Below are 12,859 nucleotides of genomic sequence, written 5' to 3'. Positions count from 1 at the left end.
AGTAAAAAACCAGCCACAAAGGGCTGGTTTTTAGCAAAATAATTCAAGATTAATTATTAAATTTTCGTTATTAGTAATTAATTTGAAGCAGGACAACCCTTAACTTCTGAACCATTGTGCAAGTATACAAGTTTACCTGGAACTGGTGCATAATCCGCAGCTTTAACACTCGGATTCGCCACAAAGAACTCACGTAATGCTGCAGCATCAGTGATTTGAGTTGACTCTACGTTAATCACAGGGTAATCATCGCCACCAGCTGCGCTGAAGCTAATAACTGAGAACGAATATGTATCAGTTAAGCTAAAGCCTTTATTATTGATATCGGTAATATCAACTTTACCAGCATCACAATCCACAGTCATAGAGATGTTATCAAGCTGAGCATATGCACCTGAACCTGCAGTCTTAGTCGCAACAACATTAAGATAGTCTATTACTTCAGCACCCGTCATCGTTGCTTTAGTTACAAAGTTACCAAATGGCTGTACAGTCAATACGTCACGGTATGTGATCTCACCAGCAGCAATTGAATCACGTACACCGCCCGAGTTCATTACACCAAAATCAGCGTTAACTAAATTGAATGTTCTGTATGCGTGGCCAAGTAAATGACCTAAGTTAGTCTGCTCGCTTCGAACAACATTACGGTCACCTTCAAGCTTAGCGTCAGTTTCAGAAATAACTTCATCAAGCAACTCCTGACCTTGATCTTGGAATGGCTTTAATACTGCTGTTACAACTGGATCTGCTGGGATTTCGTCACCGATGTTGACATAAACACTGTTGCCATCTTCATCTTTAACAGTTTCGCCGTTTTCGTCTTTTAACTTAGTTTTCAAGTTAATTGGGATCAACTTGTAGCTTGCAAGTTGTAACTGACCATTGAAGTATTCAAAATCCGCTCGACCTACATACTTGCCCCACTCGTGGGCTTGCATGATATACGTTCCATTTTGCTCATCAGGCTTACACTCGTCGCCTGGATTAAAATCAGCGTATTCACTCCCTTCCATACAAACTGGATTTTGTGAGTGACCACCGATAATTGCGTTTAATTGCCCAGCTTCTAAAGAACGAGCTAAAGTAACATCACCTGGAGCCTCACTACCATGATTACCGTCAGCGTAATGACCCATGTGGGTAGTAGCAAAGATAAGATCTACTGTTTCATTGGCTTTAACTTCAGCAATAGCTTTAGCTATTTCCGCTTCAGGATCAGCAAAATGGATCTTAGCAACGTTATCTGGGTTAACAAGTTTATCGGTATCTTTTGTTGTTAGACCGATAACCGCAATTTTCACACCATTAACTTCGAATACTTTATAAGGGGCAAAGTAACGTTCGTCAGTTACATTTCCTTTATCATCTTTGTGATAGATGTTCGCCGCTAGCATTGGGAAGTCAGCTAGTTTAGCTTGCATATCAAGTACTGACAGCTCGTTATCAAACTCGTGGTTACCAATTGCCATCGCATCGTAGCCAAGTAGATTCATACCGACGAAGTCTGGAACAGCATCTTGCATATCAGACTCAGGTACACCTGTATTAATATCACCACCAGATAGCAGGATAGTGTCACCACCAGCAGATTCAACTTCAGAACGGATCTGTTCAATAAGCGTCATACGCGCAGCCATGCCGTATTCGCCCTTGCTATTTTCCCAGAAACGACCATGGTTATCGTTAGTATGCAGTACAGTAAACGTCTTACATGCATCGCCAGCTTCAGCACATGTTTTAGGCGTGTTGTCATCATTATCACTACCACAAGCTGTTAACGCAGAGACAACAGCGGTCGCAACAAGTCCTTTTAATAAAATCTTATTCATTACAATCAACCCCTTGATTATTTTTTATATTTTGTAACTGTTATGTTATCCAGCAAAATTATTTATTTTTTGCCGCAATGCATCTTAGCAAAGCTTAGGTCAGATTTGTGTCACATTTATTACACATCGTGATCTAAGCGACTCTTTTATATACAATTAATCTAGAAAATAGTTCACAATATAAAACAAGGTGGCTAATAAGAAGTGTTTTAAAAAAGGGAGGCGGATAAACATCGGGATTAAAGCAAAAATAAAATCAGTTAATACATGACCTTACAACCACCACCATGCTAAAGCAAATTATTCTCAATGGCGAACAGGCCGAAGGGAATGTTAACGCCTCGGCCTGCACAAAAATCAATCAAACGGATTCTACTTAACGTTTGCCAGTACTTGTTGTAACCAAGCAGAGATATCTTGTAGTTGCTGAGGTAAGACACTATGAGGCATAGGATAAGTTTTCCATTGAGTATTAAACCCTTCACCTTGTAATAATTCGTATGCCATCTTGCCAGCACTAACAGGTACTACATCATCTTCGATACCGTGATGCTGTAGAATGGGAGTCTCTTTATTCACAGTTGAAAGACCATTAGGCAGTGAGTCACCGCTTGGTAGATAGCAGGATAACGCCATAATTCCTGCAAGTTTGTGCGGCAACCTTAGACCGGTATACAGGCTCATTACCCCTCCCTGACTAAAGCCCGCTAATACGATATTTTCTGTTGGGATCCCGAGTGCGACTTGTTCTTCAATCAGTGCGATGATCTGCTTCTCGCTCTGCTCTACACCTTGTTTATCGGCTCGCTCATGTAGGTCCATACTCTTGATATCGTACCAAGCACGCATGATATAGCCGCCGTTAATAGTCACAGCTTGTTCTGGCGCATGAGGGAAGATAAAGCGGATACCGTGATCTGAGCCCAAACCCAATGCTGGCACAACAGGGGCAAAACCTGCACCAGAGTCACCTAGTCCATGAAGCCAGATAACACAGGCTTTTACTTCTTGAGTTGGTTCAATCGTAATACGCTCAAGTTTTAGATCTGACGTAACGTCCCGTTCAGACATAGTTTACCTTTCTAATGAGTATGTTGAGTGGGCTGAGATAATAACAGACTAGGCTTAGTTATCCCATAGGGATTAACCATCATTAAAATCAAAATGTGTGCAAATTTAGCCTGTAGGCACTCGTTAGAGACTGTGTTCCTAGAGGTAACATTTGTAGAAACTTTAATCGATGCGACTTTATCTATCATCTGTTAGCACATAAGCTATGTTTTAGATGAATCTATGACTAGGTGGCAAAAAGATGGGACTGCTCCAAAATGGACACTGGGTTGATCAATGGTATTCAACCCAAGATAACGGCGGGGAGTTTCAACGACAAGAGTCTAGTTTCCGTCACTGGCTGACTGCGGATGTTCAAGCGCAAACAGGTAAACAAATAGGCTTTACAGCTGAAAAAGGCCGTTATCACTTATATGTCTCTCTCGCCTGCCCTTGGGCCCACAGAACCCTTATATATAGAGCCCTGAAAGGGCTAGAAGATTTTATCAGCATTAGTGTTGTTGAGCCTCATATGCTCAATCATGGTTGGGAATTCGCGGGTCAGCATCAAAGTGAGCTTGCTCAGCATATTCAAGGTGCAGATAAGGACGAATTATACCAAGCGAATTATCTTTACCAAATTTATCAAAGAGCTCAAACCGATTATAACGGCCGAGTGACCGTACCTGTTTTATGGGATAAACAAAATCAAACCATAGTGAATAATGAGTCATCAGAAATAATACGTATGCTCAATAGTGAGTTTGATCATTTGACGGGTAATAAGAAGGACTTTTACCCACAAAACCTTCGCAGTCAAATTGATGCTCTCAATGACTTTATTTATCCAACGATTAATAATGGGGTTTATCGTGCGGGCTTTGCAACCACACAAGCAGCCTATAACGAAGCTTATGTGCAGCTTTTCAATGCACTTGATACTATTGAAGTGAGTCTGAAGGCAAAACGCTATTTAACGGGTGAGCAACTCACTGAAGCAGATATTAGATTATTTACTACCCTTATTCGCTTCGATGCCGTTTATGTCGGGCATTTTAAAACCAATAAGAAGCGTATTGCTGACTACCCTAATCTTCAAGGATATTTAAAAGATATTTACCAAATACCTGGGGTCGCTAAAACGGTCAATTTTGAACATATTAAGCAGCACTACTATTTCAGCCATGACACTATTAACCCTACCCGCATCGTGCCTAAGGGACCACTGTTGGACTTTGACTCCCCACATCAACGTCAATAGTCCCTTAGCTAACGCCGAGCTCGCCTTTGATCTCTTGTAGCTGCTCCAATGAATCGAGCTTAATATTCCAGCGCACCGCTCCAGCATCGGCCACTAGCATAAGCGCTTCTTGATGAAACTTGATGTCATCAACCATGGCATATAGTTGGCAACCATTATCGAGCCGCACCTGTACTTCAAATGGAGAAAGAATGAGTTTTCCTGCAGAAAATTGAATAATCATAACGAGTCACTATCTCTAAGATGCAATAAAAAAGCCCAACACAGTTGGGCTTCAATTCACTGACGAAGCCAGTCTAGTGTTGGTGCCCGCCTTTACCATGGGCATGACCGTGAGCAATCTCTTCACTGGTCGCATCGCGTACATCCATCACTTCAAGATCGAAGGTTAACTCACGGCCTGCTAGTGGATGGTTAACATCAACTGTCGCCATAAATTTACCTACTTTTAAAATGGTCACTTGGCGCTGGCCTTGATCTGTGCTGATCAATGCACGCATACCTGGCTTCCATACTTTCGCGCCCTGTAGATGTTTTACTGAAACACGCTGTTCGCAATCTTCATTACGCTCACCATAGGTTTCACTCGCTGGTAGGGTCACTGAAAATTTAGCACCGACTTCTTTACCCGTTAGCGCATCTTCAACACCTGGCATCATATTATCATGGCCGTGAAGGTAGGCGATTGGGTCCAAACCTTCGTTGGTTTCTAATACTTCACCTTTCTCATCACGCAAAGTGTAGTTAAACTGCACAACTGAATCGTCTTTAATGCTCATGGTATTCCTTAACACTGTTCGCTCTAATTTAGTGGCCGCAGCTTAGCAAAACTCGCCTTAACCCTCTACTGTTATCTAATTAGGCAAATAAAATGATATCACTCACTTCAAACTTGCTTGTCAGTTAGCAGCTTAATTAACCTTCAGCGCCTTAAACGTCGCCTCATCCGGGTAACCATCGGCAACAAGCCCCTGACTCTTTTGGAAACTCTGTAATCCTTTAACCGACTTAGCGCCCAATATGCCGTCGGCCTTACCGACATCGTAGCCTAAATGGTTCAGCTGGTTTTGTAGCTCTTTAACTCGAGCACGGCTCAGATTAGGCATCTTAGGAGGTGTCACTTTAAGTGGCACAGCGCCATTGATCCTATCGGCAAGATGACCAACTGCGATGGCGTAAAAGGTCGAACGATTCCAGCGCATGATCACATCAAAGTTGTCATAACCTAAAAACGCGGGGCCAGTATGACCCGACGGCAGGTAAAGCGCAGCTTGCATATCCGGTGTACTTAACGCTGTACCGTTGGTTTGTGTAATCCCCAACTCAGCCCAGCGAGTAAGTGGCTGTGACTCGGCTTTACCTAAGTGCGCGTAGGAGAAATTGTCCGGTAAGGTCACTTCTCGACCCCAACGCTCATTACGCTTCCAACCTAGGTTTTGTAAAAAATTTGCCGCAGAGGTTAATGCATCTTCGGTACTGTTCCACAGATCGGCTTTGCCATCACCATTACCATCCACCGCGTATTTAGCGTAGGCTGATGGCATAAACTGAGTGTGTCCCATTGCACCAGCCCAAGACCCCACCATATCGGCTTCAGCGAAGTTATATCGCTCTTTAAGCTTTAATGCTTGCATCAACTCGGTGGTGAAATAACGACTACGCCTTGGATCGCAAGCAAGGGTTGCCAATGAGTCTAATACCGACATCTTACCTTTATAAGAGCCAAAGTTAGTTTCTAGGCCCCAGAATGCCAGCAGGTACTGAGGCGGTACACCATACTCTTTTGCCAGTTGTTGTAACAAGACTTTGTGCTCACGGTAGAGCTTACGCCCCTGCTCCACTCGCCAGTCAGTGACGCGTTTGCTGAAATAGTTTTCAAAGGACGTGCTAAATTCCGGTTGTTTTTGATCCAGCTCTATCACTCTTGGCACATACTTAACATTGGCCAATGTGTTCTCTATGGTCTGCTGAGATAAACCTTCCGCTTTTGCCGTTTGCTGTAACTCAGCCACGCAACTAGCCCAGTTAGGCTGTTCGTCTGCCGCATAAACAGCAGAAGAAGATAGGATAAGCGCTGTAGCCAGGGGGATTGATTTTAACAATTGAAGACTCCCAAAATGAATGACTGTAACGTATAAAATGACGCTGTTTGATTAAACTTTCCTTAAACTCACTTAATCTAGCTTGAGCCTTGAACTTTGTTTCATCACACCATTGTAAAATATCATACTATGTTCGCTGCATAATATAGACTAAATTCACTTAAATATTACGACCAAATGATGTTTGTGTTGCAAGCGCTCAATTTCCGAGCTAAAGCCGCACAGTTCTGCCGCAATTGACAATTTGCCGCAGAGATAAATACCTTAAATAACTTGCTAAAATCCGGCGTCAACTGCAGACTAATACTCATTAAAGCTCGTCTTTTCGATAGCGAACCAATATCTAACCAAACAAGAGATTAATCATGACTGAAATGACTCCTACATTAGAAAGCTTCATCAACAACGTAAAGCAATCCCAAGTTGTTTGGGGTCTTCAAGATGAGACTGGTGAAGGTTGGGTTGTTTGCGACTCTTCAGAGTTTGAAGCTACCGATGTAATGCCTTTGTGGTCTGAAGAAGCGCAAGCTAAGAGCCATTGCACTGATGAGTGGCAAGACTACCAGGCGGTTGCTATCACTTTAGAAGAGTTTCTAGAATTCTGGGTTAGCGACCTTAACGATGACGGCGTATTGATTGGTGTTGATTGGATTGCCGATCAAGAGTGTCAAGAAGTCGACCCTATCGTACTAGCAACATCATTAGTGGATGTTGAAAAAGAGTAATCGCTAAAATAACCATTGCGAAGTATCAACCAGAGCGCACAATCTAATCCATTGTGCGCTTTGTTTTTTAGAAGGAAATGTTTTGTGTTGGAGCTAGCCCCGTTAATCGACATCCCATTTGATCGTAGGCATAGTTGCTGGTTTTGTGGCGAGCCAAGTGATCAGCAATGGAGTTATCTAAAAGAAACCTATACTCCCCACCCTTCTTTAACGGTACCTTGCTGCAAAGAATGCTTAAGGTTAGCGAAACAACATAAGCTTACTTCAATTTGGGACTGTAAGATGGCGGTCAAAGACGAGCTGATGCGGATCTACGAAAAGCACTTAGCTATCGGCGTTAATTGGACCAAGCAAGAATTAGAAGAGTCTGAATTTGAAGACAAAGTATTCGGTGGCTTTAAGAAGAGTGGCTGGATGATGTATGAGATAGCCCGCGATCGCGTTAATTACAACGGCTGGCCTTTGGCTCTTAATGGGGTTGCTATCGATGATTATGGCTATGATGCTTCATTTAGTTTTGATGGTGTAAATTACCCTTCAGTAAGTAAAGCAATCGCATTCTTCGCCAAGCAGTTCATCTTAGATAAACGCTTTCTAGAAGATGTTATCGCTATCGTCGGTAAAGAAAGATTTGGCTTTGCCGTTCGCATCGCACAGATTAATATCGCTGCTGTGCCAGAGCTAAAAAAACAGGTAATCAATGACTTAAGAGAAGAGCACCAGTAATCGACTACAAAGAGTAAGCCTACTCATTGCTCTTGCTATTAAGAGATTTTTATTAAGAGATCTGCTAGCTATTTAGCGTTTCTCTTAATCTATCCTGCACCACTTCGACCAGCAGATCTGGCTGGAATTTTGAAATAAACCTATCACAACCAACCTTTTCGACCATGGCATTATTAAAGCTACCGCTTAATGAGGTGTTCAGGGTAATAAACAAGTCTGACATTCGTTTATCACTGCGTATTTCATGAGTAAGCTTATAACCATCCATTTCTGGCATCTCGGCATCGGTGATCAGCATTAAGATATGATCGGTTATCACTTTGCCTTCATCACACCATCGCTTTAGCTGATTCAATGCCATAAGCCCATCAGTAGCTTCTATAACCTCTAAACCCAATTGTTCGAGAGTTTCACGTACTTGACGCCTAGCAGTTGCCGAATCATCGACAATTAGCACTTTGCGTCCAAGCATCAAGGGTAAGAGTCGCTCGTCCAGTACCCCTTCAGATAACCTAATATCGTAATGTATGATCTCTGCTAGCACCTTCTCGACATCAATGATCGAAACCAGTTCTTGTTTATCTTGGTATTCGATACGGGTAATTGCCGTTAAGTAGTTATCTCGCCCCACCGTCTTTGGTGGCGGCATAATGTCGCCCCAGGTTAAGTTAACGATATGCTCGACTTTATCGACCAAGAAACCTTGAACGGAACGGTTATATTCAGTCACGATAAGATTACTTTCTGCTTGAATAACAGATGGCCTAAATCCAATTGCTTTACGGAGATCGATTACCGGTATTGAGCTTCCTCGCAAATTCGCAACCCCAATAATGCTGCTGTGGCTACCAGGCATTGTACTTAATGCCGGCACCTTGACCACTTCTTTGACCTTAAAAACATTAATTGCAAAAAGCTGAGTCACACTGATACGAAACAACAATAACTCCAGTCGGTTTTCACCCACCAACTTGGTACGTTGATCGACGCTTGCTAGCATTTGAGTCATTGGAGTCTCTTTACAAAGGTTATTATTTTTGACCTGATTATAATCATTTACGTCAATAAATCATTTACCTAAAGCACAATTTGGGGAATTTCTTAACAGAATAGCGAGTTAGCCAAACTTCGCACAAATAGTAAAGCTGACAGCCACTAGAATAAACTGATCGTAATCCGCAGCATTAACGTATAAGACTTCAATTCACAGCGGCACTGAGTATTATGGAATTAGCACTCTTTCCACTTCCAATATGTATATTGCCTGGTGGCTTCACACAGCTACGTATATTTGAGGTGAGGTATCAAAGACTTGTCAAAGAATCACTGCAAAGCAATTTAGGCTTTGGTGTGTGCATGTTAGATGACGATAAAAAATCGCTTCTGCCCATCGGCACCCGCTGCAAAATAGTTGATTTTGAAAACCTAGAAGATGGGCTGCTGGGAATAACAATTTCTGGTGTTGAGAAATTTAAGCTTGAGCACTTTACCAATGAGAAAGATGGCTTAAAAAGAGGGCAAGTAACAATTTTGCCCTGTTGGGAGTCCATACCAATAGAGATGAACCAGCAAAATTTACCTCTGCTATTAAAAGAGATAATGACTCACTACCCTACTCATTTTAACCAGTATGAAATAGATAATTTTAATGACTTATCATGGGTTTGCCAAAGATGGTTAGAGATCCTTCCTTTACCCGTTCTTGACAAACAACATTGTATTGCAGCTAAAGATCATCGCCTTGCCTTAAGCATGTTAGATGATTTGCTACAACAAAGTGATCTAAATTAAATACGCTTACGTATCGGTCAATATAACTTGTAGGGCGGTAACGAGCGCCTTTATTATAAAAGAGTGGTATGAATGCAAAATATTCAGTCACAAAGTCGTCAAAGTGGTTATGATAAAGCTCATGTAATAACAAATAAGCAACCTATGGACGACGCAGACGCAAAAGCGATTATAGACAAGCTGACAATATGTTTGACTGAGGTGGCGGAAAACCGAGACAGGCAGGCTTATGCCATGCTATTTAGCTATTTTGCGCCTAAAATTCTCAACTTTGGCAATCAGAAACTCGCTAATCAAGGTTTAGCGACGGATTTGGTTCAAGAGACTATGACAAACGTGTGGACCAAGGCGCACCTTTTCAATGCAGAAAAAGGCTCAATCACCACTTGGGTGTTTACTATAATGAGAAACCGCTGCTTTGACATGCTTAGAAAGGTTCAACACAACAAAGAAGACACTTTTGCTGATGATATTTGGCCGGTATTTGAAACCGCTATAGCAGAAGAACACCCAGACCATATTCTCACGGCAAAATTACTCAAGCATGTAGATGCCCTGCCCCTCGGTCAAAGGCAAGTCGTGAAAGGAGTTTACCTTCACGAATTAAGCCAACAAGAACTCGCCAGTAAATTAGAGGTGCCTTTAGGTACTATAAAATCAAGACTTAGACTAGGCCTTGTAAAACTGAGAAGCATTTTGGAGAAAGATTATGATTAAGTATCATCCAAAAGAAGAGATGCTATTACTGCATGCTCAGGGAAAGTTACATCTCGGTCTTGCAAATGCCGTATCTGCTCATTGTGAACTTTGTACTGTGTGTAAACACAAGTTAAATGCGCTTACCGAACAACTTGCACAAGCAAGCCTAGTGGATGATAAGCCATTACTTGAGCCTACAAACACTGAAATGGACTTCAGTAGCATGATGGCCCAGATCATGGAATTACCAGCAACGCCACAAACTAGCCACTCAACATCGAGACAAACAGTGCAAGTCAATGGCTATAAGTACCAACTGCCGCGCGCATTGAGCCAACAAGCGAATAAATCATGGAGCGGATTAGGAAAAATAAGTCGTATGCGACTAGATGCTGATGATGACACTGCACGTGCAAGCTTATTACATATCGATGCTAATGGTGAAATTCCCGAACACACCCATACTGGCCGGGAAGTAACCCTACTGTTAGCGGGTTATTTTGAAGATGAGTTTAGCCAATATGTACCAGGTGACTTTATTGAACTTGATGCTCAACATAAACACTCACCAAAAACAGCGAATGGATGCTTATGCTATACAGTTGTAGATGCACCACTGCATTTTACTAAAGGGATAAGTAAACTGCTCAACCCGATTGGAGAACTGATTTACTAGCTACGGTTAACCAAAGAAAAAGGTCGCTAAATAACAATATGCGACCTTTTTTATGTCTTTTAATAAGCGAAGAACAGCTATGTTTGCGTCGCCGCAATAGGTACTACAGGTACAATACGTGAACCATGCTTACTTACCACATTCATAATGCCAAAATGCAACTCTTCCGATACTAACTGAAACTCTGCAAAATCTGTTGTGCCAATATAGGCGAATACATTGAGCTGTAAACCATATAAACCAAACCCCTTGAAAGTCACCCTCAGAGGACTTTCCTCTACCTTGTCGTGTTCCTCTAGCAAGCTGCGTATATCATCGATAATATTGTGAATTTGCTCTGTACTGGTCTGATAATCTAGTCGAATATCTGTTTTTAAGCGGATCTTTTCTCGCTCAGAAATGTTTTCGATATCCATCTCTGATAACCGTGCATTTGGTACATTAATCACAGAGCGATCTATGGTTCGAATACGGGTACAGCGAAGTCCTATCTCCTCCACTGTGCCGGTTATACTGCCAAAACGGCCAATGTTACCCACCTTTATCGGAGCTGATGAATACAAAGTAATGGTGCCAATAAAGTTTTCTATCGACTGCTTTGAGGCCAAGGCCACCGCGATACCACCAATACCTAATCCCGCAAGGATAGTTGAGGCATCAAACCCTAAGTGTTCTAGCCAAATGAGTACCGACAAAGCCACCAGCATCACTCGGGTAAAATTAGCAAGCGGCCTTAATAAAGACGCACTCTGGCTGTTACCGCGGTTGATCCAACGCAAACGTAGGCTATTTTGAATCACATCGGTCAAAGACCAAATAAACCAGATCACCGCAATTAACAATAGAACACCGGTATTGACTACTTCAATCACGTTAGCCGATAGCGTGGTGTGTGCCATCCAGCCTCTTACGAGCAATAACGCAATAAGCAGACGAGCGGGTCCAATCACAAGGTGAGCGACATCTTCTTTATACTGATAATGACTGCGCAATATCAGCTTCTTCGCCACCCAAGTAATAGGAATAACCACCAGCAAGGCCAATAATAGATAGCAAACCAATAACGCCCATTCCCAGAGGTTTAACTTGAATAAATGTCCTTGAGGGATGTGCTGTACAAACCACTCCACCACAGGACCATAGCCTAATTCACTGTATAAAAGAGGGACCTTTGCAATCGTGGCATTAGAGATCTTCCAAATAGAGCCTAACTCTTTATTGGGTACCTTTTGCAACAATAGCGTGATTTCACTGCCTTTTACTTCGACTCGACCAAAGGCATCACGGTAATTGGGCAGTTGATCATTACTACTGCCACTCGGCGTATCATCGACCTCTTGTAAGTTGACCCAGATATTACGCTCTATAATTGCGACTAACTGTTTCGCGTATTCAGGACCAAGCTCAGCATTCATGCTTTCTGGTAGGTAACGTAGATCTAAATACTTGGCCGCCTTGTCATAATCTTGCTCAAACGCAGCTTCAAACAGCCCGGCAAGCGTGCCTCTGGGAGTATCTCGAAATAGGCTATCCTGATAATCATAGGATTCCTGTTTTGGTAACTGGACTTGTGACTCTTCAGTCGTTTGTTGCGCTTTAGTCGCTACCGATACGATTCCCGTTGCATGAGAATAAAATGAGGTAGAAAACATGATTAACAGCAGGACGAAATAAAAAATTCGCGGCATATAGACTCCATTCGAAAGTACGTACCCTTAAGGTTACAGCTTGCACTGCCGACACTGTAACAAACTGCTAACGGAAAACTAAAGTAATTATTGAGACAAATAATAACCGCATACCTATTGACATTGGTTTATTACTGAATATAATTCGCGCAGTTTTAAGATAAACCCTTTAAGATAGTCATTTCCGCCTTTTGGTAAAATCCACGATTCGTCGTTCGATCCCCCCACATAAGCGTTATCTCAACAGGTTAAACCATCTTTATTGACAGTCATGCCACTGTCATAACTATATGCTTAACTTAAGCAGCT

13 protein-coding genes are annotated in these 12,859 nt (G+C 42.2%); 6 read left to right on the top strand and 7 right to left on the bottom strand.

The features are described from left to right. Positions 1-77: 77 nt before the first annotated feature. Together ushA and Q1A86_RS10490 are read right to left on the bottom strand one after the other, a co-directional pair. Positions 78-1,832, bottom strand: a complete 1,755-nt coding sequence (gene ushA / locus Q1A86_RS10495; RefSeq protein ID WP_299806226.1) for a bifunctional UDP-sugar hydrolase/5'-nucleotidase UshA — start codon at positions 1,830-1,832, stop codon at positions 78-80. A 372-nt stretch (positions 1,833-2,204) separates the two neighbouring features. Then, positions 2,205-2,903 carry a carboxylesterase gene (locus Q1A86_RS10490; RefSeq protein WP_299806224.1) on the bottom strand — a complete coding sequence of 233 codons (699 nt, stop codon included), beginning with the start codon at positions 2,901-2,903 and terminating at the stop codon, positions 2,205-2,207. A 241-nt stretch (positions 2,904-3,144) separates the two neighbouring features. Between Q1A86_RS10490 and Q1A86_RS10485 the strand changes: the two genes are divergently transcribed. Next, positions 3,145-4,143: a glutathione S-transferase family protein gene (locus tag Q1A86_RS10485; protein ID WP_299806221.1), complete on the top strand. Its 999-nt coding sequence runs from the start codon at positions 3,145-3,147 to the stop codon at positions 4,141-4,143. A 4-nt stretch (positions 4,144-4,147) separates the two neighbouring features. On the opposite strand, the gene Q1A86_RS10480 is transcribed toward Q1A86_RS10485, so the two are convergent. From Q1A86_RS10480 to Q1A86_RS10470, 3 genes are all read right to left on the bottom strand, one after another. Continuing rightward, on the bottom strand, positions 4,148-4,366 hold the full coding sequence (locus tag Q1A86_RS10480) for a DUF3389 family protein (protein ID WP_299806219.1): 219 nt from the start codon (positions 4,364-4,366) through the stop codon (positions 4,148-4,150). Between the two features lie 73 nt (positions 4,367-4,439). Continuing rightward, positions 4,440-4,922: a peptidylprolyl isomerase gene (locus Q1A86_RS10475; protein WP_299806217.1), complete on the bottom strand. Its 483-nt coding sequence runs from the start codon at positions 4,920-4,922 to the stop codon at positions 4,440-4,442. Positions 4,923-5,054: 132 nt separating this feature from the next. After that, the gene (locus tag Q1A86_RS10470) at positions 5,055-6,227 is read right to left on the bottom strand and encodes a lytic murein transglycosylase (RefSeq protein WP_299806437.1); all 1,173 of its coding nucleotides are present in this window, start codon (positions 6,225-6,227) and stop codon (positions 5,055-5,057) included. Positions 6,228-6,610: 383 nt separating this feature from the next. Here Q1A86_RS10470 and Q1A86_RS10465 point away from each other — a divergent pair, with 383 nt between their 5' ends. After that, positions 6,611-6,970, top strand: coding sequence for a DUF2750 domain-containing protein (locus Q1A86_RS10465; protein WP_299806215.1), 360 nt, complete (start codon positions 6,611-6,613; stop codon positions 6,968-6,970). Between the two features lie 87 nt (positions 6,971-7,057). Continuing rightward, positions 7,058-7,696 (top strand): hypothetical protein, encoded by a 639-nt coding sequence (locus tag Q1A86_RS10460; RefSeq protein WP_299806435.1) that lies wholly within the window; start codon positions 7,058-7,060, stop codon positions 7,694-7,696. 64 nt (positions 7,697-7,760) lie between these two features. Here the strand turns inward: Q1A86_RS10460 and Q1A86_RS10455 are convergent, their stop codons facing one another. Then, positions 7,761-8,705, bottom strand: coding sequence for a chemotaxis protein CheV (locus tag Q1A86_RS10455; RefSeq protein ID WP_299806212.1), 945 nt, complete (start codon positions 8,703-8,705; stop codon positions 7,761-7,763). Positions 8,706-8,920: 215 nt separating this feature from the next. Here Q1A86_RS10455 and Q1A86_RS10450 point away from each other — a divergent pair, with 215 nt between their 5' ends. From Q1A86_RS10450 to Q1A86_RS10440, 3 genes are all read left to right on the top strand, one after another. Further along, a complete protein-coding gene (locus tag Q1A86_RS10450) occupies positions 8,921-9,487 on the top strand; it encodes an LON peptidase substrate-binding domain-containing protein (protein WP_299806209.1) in 567 nt (188 codons plus the stop codon). A 72-nt stretch (positions 9,488-9,559) separates the two neighbouring features. Next, complete coding sequence (locus Q1A86_RS10445) at positions 9,560-10,204, top strand: sigma-70 family RNA polymerase sigma factor (RefSeq protein ID WP_299806207.1); 645 nt, start codon at positions 9,560-9,562, stop codon at positions 10,202-10,204. Continuing rightward, positions 10,197-10,862, top strand: coding sequence for a ChrR family anti-sigma-E factor (locus tag Q1A86_RS10440; protein ID WP_299806204.1), 666 nt, complete (start codon positions 10,197-10,199; stop codon positions 10,860-10,862). Before Q1A86_RS10445 ends, Q1A86_RS10440 begins: the two co-directional genes overlap by 8 nt. Before the next feature lie 77 nt (positions 10,863-10,939). Here the strand turns inward: Q1A86_RS10440 and Q1A86_RS10435 are convergent, their stop codons facing one another. After that, positions 10,940-12,550 carry a mechanosensitive ion channel family protein gene (locus Q1A86_RS10435; protein WP_299806201.1) on the bottom strand — a complete coding sequence of 537 codons (1,611 nt, stop codon included), beginning with the start codon at positions 12,548-12,550 and terminating at the stop codon, positions 10,940-10,942. Between the last annotated feature and the right edge of the window lie 309 nt (positions 12,551-12,859).

The organism is uncultured Shewanella sp., assembly GCF_947497935.1.
GTDB lineage: Bacteria > Pseudomonadota > Gammaproteobacteria > Enterobacterales > Shewanellaceae > Shewanella.
This window is presented reverse-complemented; position numbering and strand designations above follow the sequence as displayed.

Excerpts from the sequence above, each read along its gene's own strand:
- Q1A86_RS10490 (WP_299806224.1), bottom strand. The coding sequence starts at position 2,903 with ATGTCTGAACGGGACGTTACGTCAGATCTAAAACTTGAGCGTATTACG.
- ushA (WP_299806226.1), bottom strand. The coding sequence starts at position 1,832 with ATGAATAAGATTTTATTAAAAGGACTTGTTGCGACCGCTGTTGTCTCT.
- Q1A86_RS10485 (WP_299806221.1), top strand. The coding sequence starts at position 3,145 with ATGGGACTGCTCCAAAATGGACACTGGGTTGATCAATGGTATTCAACC.
- Q1A86_RS10435 (WP_299806201.1), bottom strand. The coding sequence starts at position 12,550 with ATGCCGCGAATTTTTTATTTCGTCCTGCTGTTAATCATGTTTTCTACC.
- Q1A86_RS10440 (WP_299806204.1), top strand. The coding sequence starts at position 10,197 with ATGATTAAGTATCATCCAAAAGAAGAGATGCTATTACTGCATGCTCAG.
- Q1A86_RS10455 (WP_299806212.1), bottom strand. The coding sequence starts at position 8,705 with ATGACTCAAATGCTAGCAAGCGTCGATCAACGTACCAAGTTGGTGGGT.
- Q1A86_RS10445 (WP_299806207.1), top strand. The coding sequence starts at position 9,560 with ATGCAAAATATTCAGTCACAAAGTCGTCAAAGTGGTTATGATAAAGCT.
- Q1A86_RS10475 (WP_299806217.1), bottom strand. The coding sequence starts at position 4,922 with ATGAGCATTAAAGACGATTCAGTTGTGCAGTTTAACTACACTTTGCGT.
- Q1A86_RS10450 (WP_299806209.1), top strand. The coding sequence starts at position 8,921 with ATGGAATTAGCACTCTTTCCACTTCCAATATGTATATTGCCTGGTGGC.
- Q1A86_RS10465 (WP_299806215.1), top strand. The coding sequence starts at position 6,611 with ATGACTGAAATGACTCCTACATTAGAAAGCTTCATCAACAACGTAAAG.
- Q1A86_RS10480 (WP_299806219.1), bottom strand. The coding sequence starts at position 4,366 with ATGATTATTCAATTTTCTGCAGGAAAACTCATTCTTTCTCCATTTGAA.